This window comes from Streptomyces sp. NPDC102462 (assembly GCF_044765425.1).
In the GTDB taxonomy this organism is placed as follows: Bacteria; Actinomycetota; Actinomycetes; order Streptomycetales; family Streptomycetaceae; genus Streptomyces.
Genome location: NZ_JBIWKB010000001.1, coordinates 371553 through 385515 on the forward strand (window position 1 = coordinate 371553; position 13963 = coordinate 385515).

Genomic DNA, 13963 nt, shown 5'->3' on the forward strand with positions numbered 1-13963 from the left:
CGGAACGATCCGGCAAACTCCCCGGAAAGGAGGAGCGGGAATGCGAGGATCAGCGATCATCGTCGGGTGCTCCGTCGTTCTGTCGGCCGCCGTGACATCCTGTTCCGCACCCGCCGCGACCGACACGGACGCAGCACGCAAGGCCCCGAAGTCCGGCTATCTCGCGGCGTCCGACGCGTCCTTCAAGGGCAGCGGGCCGCTCACCGTGCAACTCGACTACGACACCGTGGAGGCGGGCGGCCTCGACCCGCAGACCGCCGCCACCGCCCGGTCCTGGTCGATCGAGTCCCTGGTCTATGAACCGCTCGTCACCATAGGCCCGAAGTTCGAGGTCGAGCCGCTGCTGGCCAGTTCCTGGACCCAGCCGAGCGCCACCGAGTACGTCTTCAGCCTGCGCAAGGGCGTGAAGTTCGCCAACGGGCGCGCCCTCACCCCCGCCGACGTCGTCGGCAGCCTCAAGCGGCTGCTGAAGTCCAAGGCCGCCTACGCCGCCCAGCTCGGCCCGGTGAAGTCGGTGACCGCCAGCGGGCCTGACCAGGTCACCGTCCGGCTTGCCAAGGCGCACACCCCGTTCCTCGCGGCGCTCGCCAACACCCCTGCCGCCATTCTCCCGATGAAGGAGATCGATGACGGCTCGCTGGATATCAAGAAGGAAATGCTGGGCACCGGCCCGTTCGTGGTCAGGAACCACAAGCAGGACCAGTACTGGAACTTCACGCGCAATCCGTCCTATCGAGACGCCGAGCATGTCCGCATCACCGATCTGAAGATCGAGATCGTGCCGCAGGAAGCGGCCCGGCTCGCCGCGCTGCGCAATGGCAGCGCGGCGTTCGTGAACTTCAACAACATCGATTCCATGGACCAGTTGAACGGCACCCGCGACGCCGAAGTGGTGAGTCAGGCAAACAGCGACTTCTACTACCTCGTCGAGAACGCCAAGAACCCGGATTCCCCACTGGCCGACCAAAAGGTAAGATTCGCTCTCAACAGAGCGCTGAACCGCGAGGAGATCGCCTCCGTCGCCCTCGGCGGCCAGGCCGAGCCGACCGGGGTCACTCCCCGCCCGCTGCCCGGCGCCTGCGACCCCGGGAAGCTGCCGGCCGCGACCGCCGGGGCCTCGGGCCCGGCCGCCCTGAAGAAGGCGGGAACGCTACGGCTGGCGGTGTACACCTCCGAGCCCGCCGTCGGACAGATCGCCCAGGTGATCCAGCAGCAGCTCGCCAAGGCCGGCGTCACCGTCAGGATAGAGAAGTACGACGACACGACGTACACGAGCAAGGTGTTCGGCGAGCGGCCCGACTTCGACCTGGCCATCGGCTGGTTCGCCGGATACGTCGACGCCTCCATGGTCTCCCGCTGGTGGAACCCGGTGCTGGCCGGCTTCTCCAGCACCTTCCTCACCGACGACGCGACGCTGGACGGCCTGATCGACGCCGCCGGCCGCGCACCGGCCGGAGCCGCCCGCACCAAGGCACTCGCCGAGCTGTGCGCACGCGTGGACACCGGCGCCCAGATGCTGCCCCTGGTGACCCGCCCGTCCGTCATCGGCTACCGCACCGACCGGGTGAGCCCCACCCTGCGCGCCGCCGAGGGTTACGGGAACATCCTGCGGGACATCGCCGACTACACGCTCCCGGACGCGAAGTAGCCCGCCGTGGACCACATCCGTTGGCTTGTGGGCCGTATCGCCACCGCCGCGCTCACCCTGTTCGGGGTGTCCGTGCTGATCTTCGCCGCGGTCCGCGCGATGCCCGGCAGCTACACCGACCTGGTGCTCGGACCGCTCGCCACACCGGAGCAGAAGACGTCCGCCGCCGCCCGGTTCGGCCTCGACCAGCCCGTGGTGGAGCAGTACGGGCACTGGCTGCGCAACGCCGCCACCGGCGACTTCGGCACCTCGCTGGTCACCCGGGCCCCGGTCGCGACCGAGTTCGGCGACCGGCTGCCGGTCACCGTCACCCTCACCGCGCTGGCCCTCGCCGTCACCGTACTGATCGGCATCCCGCTCGGCGTGTACACCGGGACGCGGGACAGCGGCGGGCGCGGGGGAGTGCTGGGCCGGCTGGTCAGCGCCTTCGGCATGAGCCTGCCGGAGTTCGCGCTCGGCAGCCTGGTGGTGTTCCTGTTCACCCGCTACCGCCTCGGCCTGACCGTCGGGACCTATGTGCCCTGGTCGCAGGATCCGCTCGGCTCGATCGGCTCACTGCTGCTGCCCGCCTGCGTCCTCGCGGTGTTCTGCGTCGCCGCGACCGCCCGCACCACCCGTGACGCCGTGCTCGGTGTGCTGGTGGAACCGCACATCGCCGCCGCGGTCGCCCGGGGCGAACCGAAGGGATTCATCGTGCGCCACCACGTCCTGCGCAACGCGGCGGTCCCCGTCCTCACCCTGGTGGCCACCCTCAGCGCCTATCTGCTGGGCGGCGCGGTCATCGTCGAGCGGTTGTTCAACGTCCCTGGGCTCGGCTCGTACGTCGTGGACGGGCTCGACCGCCGCGACTACGCGGTCATCCAGGCCGGGGTGCTGCTGGCGGCGGTGGTGTTCATCACCGCCAACCTGCTGGTGGACCTGGTCAGCGGGCTGATCGACCCGCGGATCAGCGTGCTGGCGAAGGGAACCGGGTCATGAAGGCAACGGCCGCCCGCGTCCGTCGGACGCCGGCCATGAGGTCCTGGGACGGACTGCTGCGCGGCGCGGTCTGGGTCCTCGTGGCGCTGGTACTCGCCACCCTGCTCGGCCAGTTGACCGGGGCCGGCGGCCGTCCGGACGCGATCGTGGGCCCCCGCCTGGCACCGCCCGGGTCCGGATGGCCCCTGGGCACGGACAACCTGGGACGCTCGCTGCTGCCCCGCCTGCTCCAGGGCATCGGCACCACCCTCCTGCTGTCGGCCCTGGCCGTCGCCTGCACGGCGGTGATCAGCACGGCTCTCGGTGTCGTCGCCGGCTACCGGGGTGGCCGGACGGCGGAGCTGATCCTGCGGACCGGGGACGTGCTGTACGCCTTCCCCGCGATCGTGCTGGCCGTCCTCGTCGCGGCCGTCCTCGGCCCCGGCCGTACGACGGCGCTCGCCGCGATCGTCCTGGTCACCGTGCCGCTGATGACCCGCATGGTCGGCATCGCCGCCCGCGCCGTCGCCCGGCGCGAGTTCGTCACCGCCGCGCGGATCAGCGGCGTGCGCGCCCCGACGATCATGCTGCGGCACATCCTGCCGAACGTCGCCGGCACCGTCGCCGTCCAGGGCACCTACGCCCTGTCCGTCGGCATCCTCGTCGAGGGCGGCCTGAGCTTCCTCGGCTACGGCGTCCAACTCCCGGACGCCTCCCTCGGACTGCTGATCCAGGAAGGCGGCCTCTACATGGTCGGCGCCCCCTGGCTGATCATCGCGCCCGGCGTCGTCCTGGTCGCCGCGATCATGGCGATCAACCTCGTCGGGGACAGCCTGCGCGACCGCTTCGAACCGCGAGAGACGAGGTCGCTGGTATGACCGCGAAGACGTCCCCCCTGCTGGTGATCGACGACGTCGTCACCGAGTACCGCACCGGCCCGGACGTCGTGCGGGCCCTGGACGGCGCGAGCCTGACCGCCGGGCCCGGCGAGAGTGTCGGCATCGTCGGCGAGTCCGGCTCGGGCAAGTCCACCCTGGGACTGCTCACCGGGCGTCTGCTGCCGTCCGGCGCCCGCTGTCCGCGCGGCCGGGTCCTGGTCGACGGCGAGTCCGTACTGGACCTGCCGCCGGACCGCCGGGCCCGCCTGCGCCGCGAGCGCCTGGCCTATGTGCCCCAGGACCCGATCGGCGCGCTGGACCCGACCCTGCGCATCGGCAGGCAACTCCGGCTGGCCCTGCGCGACACACCCGTCGACCTCGTCGCCCTGCTGGACCAGGTGCGCATCCGTGACCCCGAACATGTGCTGCGGCTCTACCCGCACCAGATCTCCGGCGGTATGGCCCAGCGTGTCGCCGTGGCGACGGCCATGGCCCGCAAGCCCGCCCTGCTGATCGCCGACGAACCCACCGCCGCCCTGGACAGCCAGGTGCGCGAGGAGGTACTGCGGCTGCTGTTCACCCTCGCCGCCGAGCGGGGCACCACCGTGCTCTGGCTCAGCCATGACCTGGGCGGAGTGGCCCGCTGGTGCGGACGCATCGCCGTCATGTACGGCGGCCGGGTCGTCGAGGACGGCACGACCGCCGATGTGCTCGCCGCACCCCAACACCCCTACACCGCAGCCCTGCTGGCCGCCGATCCAGCCCGCGCGAAGGGCGGCACCCGGCTGCTCGCCATCGGTGGCACCCCGCCCGTGCTCACCGAGGACCCGCCGGGGTGCGTCTTTACGCCGCGATGTGGGTCGGCGGCCGGCGACTGCCGGACCGTCCGCCCCTCGCCGCGCACGGTCGCCGGACGGGCGGTGCTGTGCCACCACCCGGGCGGCACACCCGTAACCCTGCCGGCGCCGAAGGAGAACGCGCGATGAGCGAAACGGTGCTCGAACTGGACGACGTCCGCATGGTCTTCAAACGCGGCCGGGGCCACGCGGTCACCGCGATGGACGGCATCAGCTTCCGCATCGCCGAGGGCGAGACCCTCGGCCTGGTGGGCGAGTCCGGGTCCGGCAAGACGACCACCGGATCAGTCGCCCTCGGCCTGCGCCGGCCCACCTCCGGGACGGTCCGCTTCCTCGGCACCGTCCAGCGCGGTCGCCGTCCGCGCGGTGCGCACACCGGAGCGGTCCAGGCCGTCCTGCAAAATCCCCACTGGTCCCTCAACCCCCGCCTGACCGTGGCGGATTCGGTGGCCGAACCACGGGCCGCCGTCGAAGGCGGCCGACTGCGCTCGCACCACCCGGCGGCCTTGCGCATCCTCGACCGGGTCGGCCTGCCCGCCTCCTTCGCGCGGCGGCTGCCGCACGAACTCTCCGGCGGCCAGCGCCAGCGCGTGGCCATCGCACGGGCCCTGATCACCCGTCCGCGCTTCATCGTCTTCGACGAGGCGGTCAGCGCCCTGGACGTCTCCGTCCAGGCACACATCCTCAACCTGATCCACGATCTGCAGGGCGAACACGGCTTCGGCGCCCTGTTCATCTCCCACGACCTGGCCGCGGTGCGCTACCTCGCCCACCGCGTGGCGGTGATGCACACCGGCCGGATCGTCGAACTCGCCGACGCCCAGCGCTTCTACTCCGCCCCGCAGCACCCCTACTCGCGACAGCTCCTGGAGACGCTATGACCACGACCGAGCACACGGGACACCCCGGCCGGACCATCCCCGCCCCGTCGTTCGGGCCGGCCAAGAGTAACGACGACTTCTCCCTCGTGCCCCGCCCGAGCCCCGGCCAGGGGAGCGTCGCCTTCGACTTCCCCGGTGTTGAGGTCGGCACCGCCGAGTACCCGGAGGGCCCCACCGGCGTCACCGTCGTCCATGTCCCGGCCGGCGCCCGGATGTTCATCGACGAACGCGGCGGCGCCATCGGCCTGTCCTACGGCGACAAGCAGTACGCCCACGCCATCTGCCTGTCGGGCGGATCCCTCTACGGGCTCGGCGCCTGCGCCGGAGTCGCCGACGAACTCCGGGCCCGCGTGGACAACCGGGTCGGCTGGAACGATCTGAAATGTGTGTCGGGCGCGATCATCTACGACTTCGCGGCCCGCGACAACGCCATCGTGCCCGACGCCGCCCTCGGCCGGGCCGCGCTCCGCACGGCCGCACCGGGCCGGTTCCCCGTCGGACGGGCAGGCGCGGGGGTCAGCGCCTCCGTCGGCAAGATCGACTGGTCCCGCTGCGAATTCGCCGGCCAGGGCGCCGCGTTCCGGCAGTTCGGAGACGTGAAGATCCTCGCGGCGACGGTGGTCAACGCCGTGGGTGTCATCGTGGACCGTGACGGCACCGTCGTACGCGGCAACTACGACCCCGCCACCGGCACCCGCCGGCTGCCGCACCTCGACTACCAGGCCGCGTTCGCGGGCGACGGCCCCACCACCGGGTACGGCAACACCACCATCTCGGTGCTGATCACCAACGTGCGGCTGGACGACCGGGCCCTGGAGCAGCTGGGCCGGCAGGTGCACGGCTCCATGCACCGGGGCATCCAGCCCTTCCACACCAACCTCGACGGCGACACTCTCTTCACGCTCACCACCGCCGAGGTCGATCTGCCGACCACCCCCTCGCGCACCGGCGCCTACGCGCTGAACTCCGCGGGACTCGGCTCCGTGGCCGGCGAAGTGATGTGGGACGCGATCCTGAGCAGCGCCCGGTGATCGCCCGCCACCACACCGACGCCGCCGACCCCACGGCCCGCGGTCGCGCCCTCGGCACCGCACACGGACCACGCATACGGGCGGGCATCGCCGCATACCGGCAGCTCTTCGACGCCGTACGGGTCCCTCCGGAGCTGCTGCGCCCCTACGGCGAGCAGGCGAGTGAGGAGATACACCGCTGGGCGCCCGCCCTGCACCGGGAACTCGCGGCCCTCGCCGGGGCCGCGGGCGTGGACCTGTGGCAGCTCGGCATGCTCAACGCCCGCACGGAGATACTCGCCACCGTCGGCGCGACGGCGGAGGGCGAGTGCTCGACAGCCGTCTGTGTCGCAGAAAGGGGCGCCCCGCACACCATTCAGACCTGGGACTGGCACGAGGAGTTCACCGACACCAAGACCCTCAACCGGTATCGGGCGGCCCGGGTCGGCGAGGCACGGACCTTCACCGAAGCGGGCATCCTCGGCAAGATCGGCCTCAACTCGGCAGGACTCGGGCTGCACTTCAACATCCTCAGCCACACAGCGGACGGCGCGCGCATCGGCGTACCCGTGCACGTCGTGGCCCGCAGGATCCTCGACGAGGCGGCCACCCTCGCCGACGCCGTCGACATCGCACGCTCGGCGGACGTGTCGGCGTCCACGGTGCTGACCGTCGTCACCTTCGACGGCCGGTACGGGGACGCCGCGTGCATCGAACTCAGTCCGGCCGGCACCGCCGTACTGCGCCCCGACCCGGACGGCTACCTCCTGCACACCAACCACTTCCTCGACCCCCGCCTGGCCGAAGGGGAGCTGGCCGCCCCCACCGGCAGCACCTACGCACGCCTCAAACACCTGACGACCCGCAGGGAACTGCTCGCCTGCCCCGATCCGGCCCGCTGGACCGAACTGCTGCACGCACACGACAGCGACGGCGCCCCCGTGTGCTGCCATCCGCAGCCGGGGCTGCCGTCCCACCAGCAGTGGCGGACCCTGCTGACGGTCAGCCTCGACCTGGCGCACGGCCGGCTGCGGTGCCACGACGGCGGCCCGTGCACCGCGGGGGATGACACGTCGTGGGAGCACTTCTGACCCCGCGTCGGTCAGATCCGGCCCGTCCGGCGCTGTCGGCGCAGCAGCAGCCCCAGGTAGACTCCGCCGACCATCGCCGTCACCACGCCCACCGGCAACTGGGCCGTCTCATGGATGCGTTGGGAGGCGAAGTCGGCGGTCACCACCAAAAGGGCGCCGGTGCAGGTGGCCGCCGCGAGGTTCGGGCCGGGGGCGCGGGTGAGGCGGCGGGCCAGCTGGGGCGCGATGAGTGCCACGAACGGGACCGGGCCCGCCGCGGCCGTCGCCACCGCGCACGCGGCGGTGGCCAGGACGAGGATCGCCAGACGGGTGCGCTGCACGGGCACCCCGAGCCCGCCCGCCACATCGTCGCCCATCTCCAGGATCCTCAGCCGGCCCGCGACCAGCGCCACCAGGGGCAGCAGCAGGGCCAGCCCGACGGCGGCCGGACGGACATCGCCCCAGTCCCGGCCGTTCAGGCTGCCGTTGAGCCACACCATCGCCTGCGCGGCCTGTGTGAAGCGGGCCTTGGCGAGCAGATAGGCGTTGACGCCCTGGAGCAGCGCGCTGACACCGATGCCGACCAGGACCAGACGGTAGCCGTGGATGCCATGGCGCCACGCCAGGACGTAGACGAGGAAGGCGGTGGCCAGGCCGCCGCCCACCGCGCCGAAGGCGATCTGTCCGCCGGTGCCGCCCGCGACCAGCACCACCAGCAGGCCGCCGGTGGCGGAGCCGTAGGTGAAGCCGACGATGTCGGGGCTGCCCAGCGGATTGCGGGACAGGCTCTGGAACAGTGCCCCGCTCACGCCCAGGGCGGCGCCGACCAGGACGCCGGTGAGCAGGCGGGGCAGCCGCAGTTCGTTGACGACGAAGTCCGTGCGGGGGCTGCCGTTGCCGAGCAGGGTGCGCACCACATCGGCGGGGGAGACGGCGAACTCGCCGGTGCCGAGGGCGAGCACACCCACTGCGAAGGTGGCCGCGAGGATCAGCAGACAGACCGTCAGGGTACGGACGTCCACCCGCAGCGACAGCCGCTGCGAGCGGCTGCGCACCACATGGACGCGCGGGGAGGCGGTCAGGGGGCCGGTCATGCGGACACCGTCCTGCGGTGGCGTACCAGCGCGATGAACACGGGCGCGCCGACGACGGCCGTCACCACGCCCGCGTCGAGTTCGTCGGGACGGACGACGACCCGGCCGAGGACGTCGGCGAAGAGCAGCAGCGCCGGGGCGAGCAGCATGGACAGCGGCAGCGTCCAGCGCTGGTCGGCTCCGACGATCATCCGGGCCATGTGCGGGACGGCGAGGCCCACGAAGACCAGCGGGCCCACGGCCGCGGTCGCCGCACCGCACAGCAGCGTCACCGCGAGCAGCCCCAAAAAGCGGGTGCGGTCCAGGTGGGCGCCGAGCGCGCGGGCGGCGTCGTCGCCCAATGCGAGGGCGTTGAGCGGGCGGACCAGCGCGAGGGCCAGCAGCAGACCGACCCCGATGAACGGCGCGATGGCGGTGAGTGTCGCGCTGTCGGCGCGGGCCAGCGAGCCCACGCTCCAGAACCGCAGCTGGTCCAGGACCTGGGCGTCGAGCAGCATGAGGGTCTGGGCGAAGCCGGTGAAGGCAGCGGCGATCACCGCGCCGCCCAGCGCCAGCCGCTCCGGGGTGGCACCGCCGCGTCCGCCGGAGGCCAGCGAGTAGGCGAGCAGGCCGGCGATCACCGCGCCGGCCATCGCGAACCACACCGAGACCCACAGGCTGGTCAGCCCCAGTACGGTGATGGACAGGACCACGCCCGTGGCGGCGCCCGCGTTGATGCCGAGCAGCCCGGGGTCGGCCAGCGGATTGCGGGTGAGCGCCTGGATCAGCGCGCCCGCGACGCCGAGCGCGGCGCCGGCGGCGATGCCGGCGAGGGTACGGGGCACGCGGACGTCCCAGATCACCGAGCCGGCCGTGGACCCGTCGTCGTGCAGCAGGGCGTGCACGACCGTGGGCAGGGCGAGGGAGCGGGACCCGATCGCCAGGCTCAGCGCGACGGCGGTGAGCAGCAGGAGCAGGGCGCCGAGCACGGCAAGTGAGCGCGTCGACGTCCGGCGTCCGGGGCTGCGGCCCGTGCTGTCCTGGTCGGGTGCCGTCGTGGCGATGTCAGTGGCCACCGCCGTCCTCCGTGCGCTGCTGCCCGGCGATCCTGCGGCCGAGTTCCTTCTTGTCCGTCTTGCCGACCGAGGTGCGGGGGAACGCGTCCATCACTTCGACCCGGTCGGGGAGTTTGTACGCGGCGACCCCGCGGTCGGTCAGAAAGGCGGCCAACTCCCGCTGGGCGGGGGCCGGCCGGCCGGTGCGCGGGACGAGGCAGGCGCAGGTGCGTTCGCCCATCGTCGCGTCGGGCACACCGATCACGGCGGCGTCGTGCACACCGGGGTGGGCCATGATGTGGTTCTCCAGTTCCTCGGCGGAGATCTTGTCGCCGCCCCGGTTGATCTGGTCCTTCGCCCGCCCCTCGACGACCAGGTGCCCGGAGGGCAGGACACGCACCAGGTCGCCGGTGCGGTAGAAGCCGTCGTCGCTGAAGGTGCGGGCATTGTGCTCGGGCGACCGGTAGTAGCCGCGCAGCGTGTAGGGGCCGCGGGTGAGCAGTTCGCCCGTCGCACCCGGCGTGACGTCCTGGCCGTCTTCGCCGACCACGCGGATCTCGTCGTCGGGGCACAGCGGCCGTCCCTGGGTCTGGATCACCAGGTCCCAAGGGTCGTCCAGGCGCGTGTAGTTGAGAAGGCCCTCCGCCATGCCGAAGACCTGCTGGAGGGTGCAGCCGAGCGCGGGCCTGACCCGGGCGGCCGGTTCGGCGCCCAGCTTGGAGCCGCCGACCTGGAGCAGACGCAGCGAGGACAGGTCGGCTTCCTCCCACTCGACCGCGTCCAGCCACAGCAGGGCGACGGGCGGTACCACGGCGGTCGCGGTGACCTTCTCGCGCTCGATCAACGCGAAGGCGTCCTCCGGGCTGGGCGTGGGGGCGAGGACCACTGTGCCCCCCACCATCAGGGTGCCCAGCAGTCCGGGGCAGGCGAGCGCGAAGTTGTGCGCGGTGGGCAGCACGACCAGGTAGACCGTGTCGCTGTCGAAGCCGCAGACCTCGGCGCTGGCACGGACGTTGTAGGTGTAGTCGTCGTGGGTGCGGGGGATCAGTTTCGGCTTGCCGGTGGTGCCGCCGGACAGCAGGAGCAGCGCCACGTCACCGGGGTCCGGTTCGGCGAGCGGCACCGGCTCGGCGTCGACATCGGCGAGCGGGGTGAACTCGGCGGCCTCGCCGGCCACCAGGACGTGCTCGATGGACGGTACCGCCCTGCGCGCGGACCGGGCGAGCGCGCGGTGGTCGAAGCCGTCGAGCACGTCCGGGATCACATAGGCCGTGGCGCCGGCCGTCTCGGCCACGTGCACGATCTCGCTCTCCCGGTGTGCCGGCAGCGTCAGGACCGGTACCGCGCCCGCCCGCAGCAGTGCGAAGAACAGCACCACGAACGCGTCGGTGTTGGGGAGTTGGACGACCACGCGGTCGCCCGCGCCGATGCCGAGCCGCCGCAGACCGGCGGCCTGGCGGTCCGCGCGCCGGTCGAGTTCGGCGTAGGTCCAGCGGTCACCGGCGGCGCCGACGAGCGCGATCCGGTCCGGATCGGCCGCCGTCCGCTCGCGCAGCAGCCGGTCAAGGGGCCGGCCCTCCCAGTACCCGGCGGCGCGATACCGCCGGGCGAACGACTCCGGCCAGGGCACCCACCCGTCGAGCATGCTCAACTCCCAGCTGTTGTTTAGGAGAGGCTTACCTAATTTGAGATCACGGTCAAGTCCGCGGCCTGTCCCTGATGCCGTTTGCCCAGGTGATCCGGCATGGTGGCGCGCCGGATCCAGGGGCGGGCCGGCGGTTGAGATCCGGGCGTGATCCGAAGTGGCCCTGGACGGACCTTCGCTCCGGCGGCTAGGTTCCTCTCGCGATTAGGTTAGGTTAACCTAAGTTCAGGGAGGTAGCTCGTTGCTGCGTTATCGGAGCGCGGAGACGGAACTGCCGGCGGACGGAGATCCCCTCCTGCGGGTCGCGAAACTGGCGGAGTCGGGATTATTCGACCAGTACGTCGTCTACGAACGTGAAGGTGAGTACTGCTTCGCCGGAGGCGCGCTGGGCGAGATCGTCGTCGGCCGCTCCGGGATCCGGCGCAGATGGCTCTCCGAGGAGATCGTGGAACCCCTCGGCCGGCATCCGCTGCGCCAGGTCGGGGAGAAACTGGCGCAGCTGGACGCCGAGGGCTGGAGAGCCCACGGCTGGATGGCGTTCGAGTTCTCCCATCTGTACACCGACCGGCCCGACCGGGCGGGCGAGGCGGACCTGCTCCATCTCGCCGTCCCGCACACCGAGGTGCGGTTGCGCGAGGGGCATGCCGAGCTGCGCGGAGCGGACCGGGAGACGCTGGACGCGGTGCTGGACCTGCTCGCCGAACCCGTCAGCCCTACCCCCGTCGCTCCCCGGCCGATCGAGATCTCGGACGTCTCCGGCCGCTACCCGCGGCTCGTGGCCCGGGCCATCGAGCAGATCAGGAGCGGCGCGGACCTGCAGAAGGTCATCCTCTCCCGGTCCGTCCCGGTGCCGTTCCCCGTCGACTTCGTGGCCACGTACGTCCACGGCCGCAGGCACAACACCCCGGCCAGATCCTTCCTGCTGCACCTCGGCGGGCGGCGGGTCGCCGGGTTCAGCCCGGAGACCGTCGCCGAGGTGAGCGCGGACGGAGAGGTCGTCACCCAGCCGCTCGCCGGAACCCGCGCCCGCGGCCTCGGCGGCGCGGAGGACGAGCGGCTGCGCGCCGAACTCCTCGCCGATCCCAAGGAGATCTCCGAGCACGTGCTGTCCGTGAAACTCGCCGAGGAGGAGATGGCCACCGTGTGCCGGCCGGGCACCGTCTCGGTGCGCGACCTGCTCAGCGTGCGCCGGCGCGGCAGCGTCCAGCACCTGGGCTCCAGCGTGCACGGGCTGCTGGCCGACGGCGCCACCGCCTGGGACGTGCTGCGCGCCGTCTTCCCCGCGGTCACCGCCTCCGGCATCCCCAAACTCCCCGCCTACGAGTGCATCACCCGGCTGGAGAGCGGTCACCGCGGCATCTACAGCGGCGCGGTCGTCCAGGCGTCCAGTGACGGATCGCTGGACGCGGCTCTGGTGCTGCGCAGCGTCTTCGAGGAGGACGGCCGGAGCTGGCTGCGGGCGGGCGCGGGCATCCTCGCCGGCTCCACCCCGGCCCGTGAGCTGGAGGAGACCTGCGAGAAACTGCGCAGCGTCGCCCCGTATGTCGTCCCGGCCCAGCCGGCTGCGCGGGGCTAGGGGGCCACGTGCGTCTGGGAGAAGTGGTCGTCGATGTCGCGCCGCTGCGGTCGAGCAGGGACTTCCGGCTGGTGTTCGTCACCCAGTCGATCTCCATGCTGGGCACCCACCTCACCTCGGTGGCGGCCAGCCTGCAGATCTACGAGCTGACCGGATCCTCGGTCCAGGTCGGTCTGATGAGCCTGGTCCTCGGCATGTCCCTGCTGGTCGGCCTGGTCATGGGCGGGGTCCTCGCCGACCGGGTGGACCGGCGCCGGGTCGTGCTCGTCACCCGGGCCGTGACCGCGGTGGTGGTCGCCGGGCTCGCGGTGAACGCGGCCCTGCCGAACCCGCGGGAGTGGTTCGTGTTCGTGGCCGCCGTCCTGGCGGGCGGCACCAGCGGGCTCGGCGGCCCCGCGCTGATGGCCGCCACCCCCGCCCTGGTGGCCCCCGGCCAGCTGGCTGCCGCGGGCGCGCTGACCACCCTCACCGCCCAGCTGGGCGGCATGGTGGGCCCCTCGCTCGCCGGAGTGATCGCGGCGGGCCCCGGGCTCGCCTGGTGCTTCGCGATCGACGCGGCCATCTACGTCGTCGGCCTCGCGCTGCTCGCGCCGCTGCCGAAGCTGGCGCCGGACGGCTCGGCGCAGCCGCAGCACCCGCTCAAGGCCATGGCGGAGGGGCTGGCGTTCCTGCGCGGGAACCAGGTGGTGGCCGGGCTGCTGCTGATCGACGTGTGCGCGGTGGTCTTCGCGATGCCGTACGCGCTCTTCCCGGAACTGGGCACCGAGCACTTCGGCGGCGGCCCGTCCACCGTCGGCCTGCTCTACACCGCGCCCGCCGTCGGCTCGTTCTGCGGAGCGCTGGCGAGCGGCTGGACCGGCCGGGTGCACCACACCGGGCGGGCGCTGATCGGCGCGGTCGCCGTGTGGGGCGTGGCGATCACCTGCTTCGGACTGAGCCCCAACCTGTGGATCGCGCTGGCCTTCCTGGGGCTCGCGGGCCTCGGTGACACGGCGTCGGAGATCCTGCGCCGGGCGCTGCTCCAGCACTACACACCGGACCGGCTCCAGGGCCGGGTCGGCAGCCTGTGGCTCGCCCAGGCCACCGCCGGCCCCTCCGTGGGCAATCTGGAGGCCGGCCTGGTCGCCCGGGCGCTCGGCTCCTCGGCCGGTGCCGCGGCCGTCGGCGGTCTGGTCTGCCTGGCCGGGGTCGCCACGGTCGCGCTGGCCGTGCCCGCACTGCGCCGCGCCACCCTGCACGGCCCGCCGGCCGGGCAGGACGCCGAACTGCCCGCCGGGCCCTCGCGGGCAGCGGACTGAGCGCCCCGACCCGGA

The 13963-nt window shown here is 72.4% G+C and carries 12 protein-coding genes; 9 read left to right on the forward strand and 3 right to left on the reverse strand.

Annotated elements, in window-relative coordinates; genetic code table 11:
* Window positions 1-40: 40 nt before the first annotated feature.
* Genes ACIRFL_RS01595 through ACIRFL_RS01625 form a run of 7 tightly spaced genes read left to right on the forward strand, consistent with a single transcriptional unit; the run spans window position 41 to window position 7322 of the window.
* Complete coding sequence (locus ACIRFL_RS01595; RefSeq protein ID WP_404023004.1) at window positions 41-1648, forward strand: ABC transporter substrate-binding protein; 1608 nt, start codon at window positions 41-43, stop codon at window positions 1646-1648.
* A gap of 6 nt (window positions 1649-1654) precedes the next feature.
* Window positions 1655-2626, forward strand: coding sequence for an ABC transporter permease (locus tag ACIRFL_RS01600; RefSeq protein ID WP_404023005.1), 972 nt, complete (start codon window positions 1655-1657; stop codon window positions 2624-2626).
* Complete coding sequence (locus tag ACIRFL_RS01605; protein WP_404023007.1) at window positions 2623-3483, forward strand: ABC transporter permease; 861 nt, start codon at window positions 2623-2625, stop codon at window positions 3481-3483. Before ACIRFL_RS01600 ends, ACIRFL_RS01605 begins: the two co-directional genes overlap by 4 nt.
* Complete coding sequence (locus ACIRFL_RS01610) at window positions 3480-4469, forward strand: ABC transporter ATP-binding protein (protein ID WP_404023009.1); 990 nt, start codon at window positions 3480-3482, stop codon at window positions 4467-4469. Before ACIRFL_RS01605 ends, ACIRFL_RS01610 begins: the two co-directional genes overlap by 4 nt.
* The gene (locus ACIRFL_RS01615) at window positions 4466-5221 is read left to right on the forward strand and encodes an ABC transporter ATP-binding protein (RefSeq protein ID WP_404023011.1); all 756 of its coding nucleotides are present in this window, start codon (window positions 4466-4468) and stop codon (window positions 5219-5221) included. The genes ACIRFL_RS01610 and ACIRFL_RS01615 overlap by 4 nt, the downstream gene beginning before the upstream one ends.
* A complete protein-coding gene (locus ACIRFL_RS01620) occupies window positions 5218-6252 on the forward strand; it encodes a P1 family peptidase (protein ID WP_404023012.1) in 1035 nt (344 codons plus the stop codon). Before ACIRFL_RS01615 ends, ACIRFL_RS01620 begins: the two co-directional genes overlap by 4 nt.
* Window positions 6222-7322 (forward strand): C45 family autoproteolytic acyltransferase/hydolase, encoded by a 1101-nt coding sequence (locus ACIRFL_RS01625; RefSeq protein WP_404023013.1) that lies wholly within the window; start codon window positions 6222-6224, stop codon window positions 7320-7322. Before ACIRFL_RS01620 ends, ACIRFL_RS01625 begins: the two co-directional genes overlap by 31 nt.
* An 11-nt stretch (window positions 7323-7333) precedes the next feature.
* On the opposite strand, the gene ACIRFL_RS01630 is transcribed toward ACIRFL_RS01625, so the two are convergent.
* The 3 genes from ACIRFL_RS01630 to ACIRFL_RS01640 are packed head-to-tail and all read right to left on the reverse strand — an operon-like array spanning window position 7334 to window position 11074.
* Window positions 7334-8395 (reverse strand): FecCD family ABC transporter permease, encoded by a 1062-nt coding sequence (locus tag ACIRFL_RS01630; RefSeq protein WP_404023014.1) that lies wholly within the window; start codon window positions 8393-8395, stop codon window positions 7334-7336.
* A complete protein-coding gene (locus ACIRFL_RS01635) occupies window positions 8392-9450 on the reverse strand; it encodes a FecCD family ABC transporter permease (protein ID WP_404023016.1) in 1059 nt (352 codons plus the stop codon). Before ACIRFL_RS01635 ends, ACIRFL_RS01630 begins: the two co-directional genes overlap by 4 nt.
* Window positions 9440-11074 (reverse strand): (2,3-dihydroxybenzoyl)adenylate synthase, encoded by a 1635-nt coding sequence (locus ACIRFL_RS01640; RefSeq protein WP_404023017.1) that lies wholly within the window; start codon window positions 11072-11074, stop codon window positions 9440-9442. The genes ACIRFL_RS01635 and ACIRFL_RS01640 overlap by 11 nt, the downstream gene beginning before the upstream one ends.
* A 241-nt stretch (window positions 11075-11315) precedes the next feature.
* Here ACIRFL_RS01640 and ACIRFL_RS01645 point away from each other — a divergent pair, with 241 nt between their 5' ends.
* The gene (locus ACIRFL_RS01645; RefSeq protein WP_404023018.1) at window positions 11316-12650 is read left to right on the forward strand and encodes a salicylate synthase; all 1335 of its coding nucleotides are present in this window, start codon (window positions 11316-11318) and stop codon (window positions 12648-12650) included.
* 8 nt (window positions 12651-12658) lie between these two features.
* Window positions 12659-13948 (forward strand): enterobactin transporter EntS, encoded by a 1290-nt coding sequence (entS, locus tag ACIRFL_RS01650; protein WP_404023020.1) that lies wholly within the window; start codon window positions 12659-12661, stop codon window positions 13946-13948.
* Window positions 13949-13963: the final 15 nt, after the last annotated feature.

What these genes read in the sequence shown, in the direction of transcription:
- ACIRFL_RS01620 (WP_404023012.1), top strand. Translation starts at nt 5,218, where the DNA reads ATGACCACGACCGAGCACACGGGACACCCCGGCCGGACCATCCCCGCC.
- ACIRFL_RS01615 (WP_404023011.1), top strand. Translation starts at nt 4,466, where the DNA reads ATGAGCGAAACGGTGCTCGAACTGGACGACGTCCGCATGGTCTTCAAA.
- ACIRFL_RS01630 (WP_404023014.1), bottom strand. Translation starts at nt 8,395, where the DNA reads ATGACCGGCCCCCTGACCGCCTCCCCGCGCGTCCATGTGGTGCGCAGC.
- ACIRFL_RS01640 (WP_404023017.1), bottom strand. Translation starts at nt 11,074, where the DNA reads ATGCTCGACGGGTGGGTGCCCTGGCCGGAGTCGTTCGCCCGGCGGTAT.
- ACIRFL_RS01605 (WP_404023007.1), top strand. Translation starts at nt 2,623, where the DNA reads ATGAAGGCAACGGCCGCCCGCGTCCGTCGGACGCCGGCCATGAGGTCC.
- ACIRFL_RS01610 (WP_404023009.1), top strand. Translation starts at nt 3,480, where the DNA reads ATGACCGCGAAGACGTCCCCCCTGCTGGTGATCGACGACGTCGTCACC.
- ACIRFL_RS01595 (WP_404023004.1), top strand. Translation starts at nt 41, where the DNA reads ATGCGAGGATCAGCGATCATCGTCGGGTGCTCCGTCGTTCTGTCGGCC.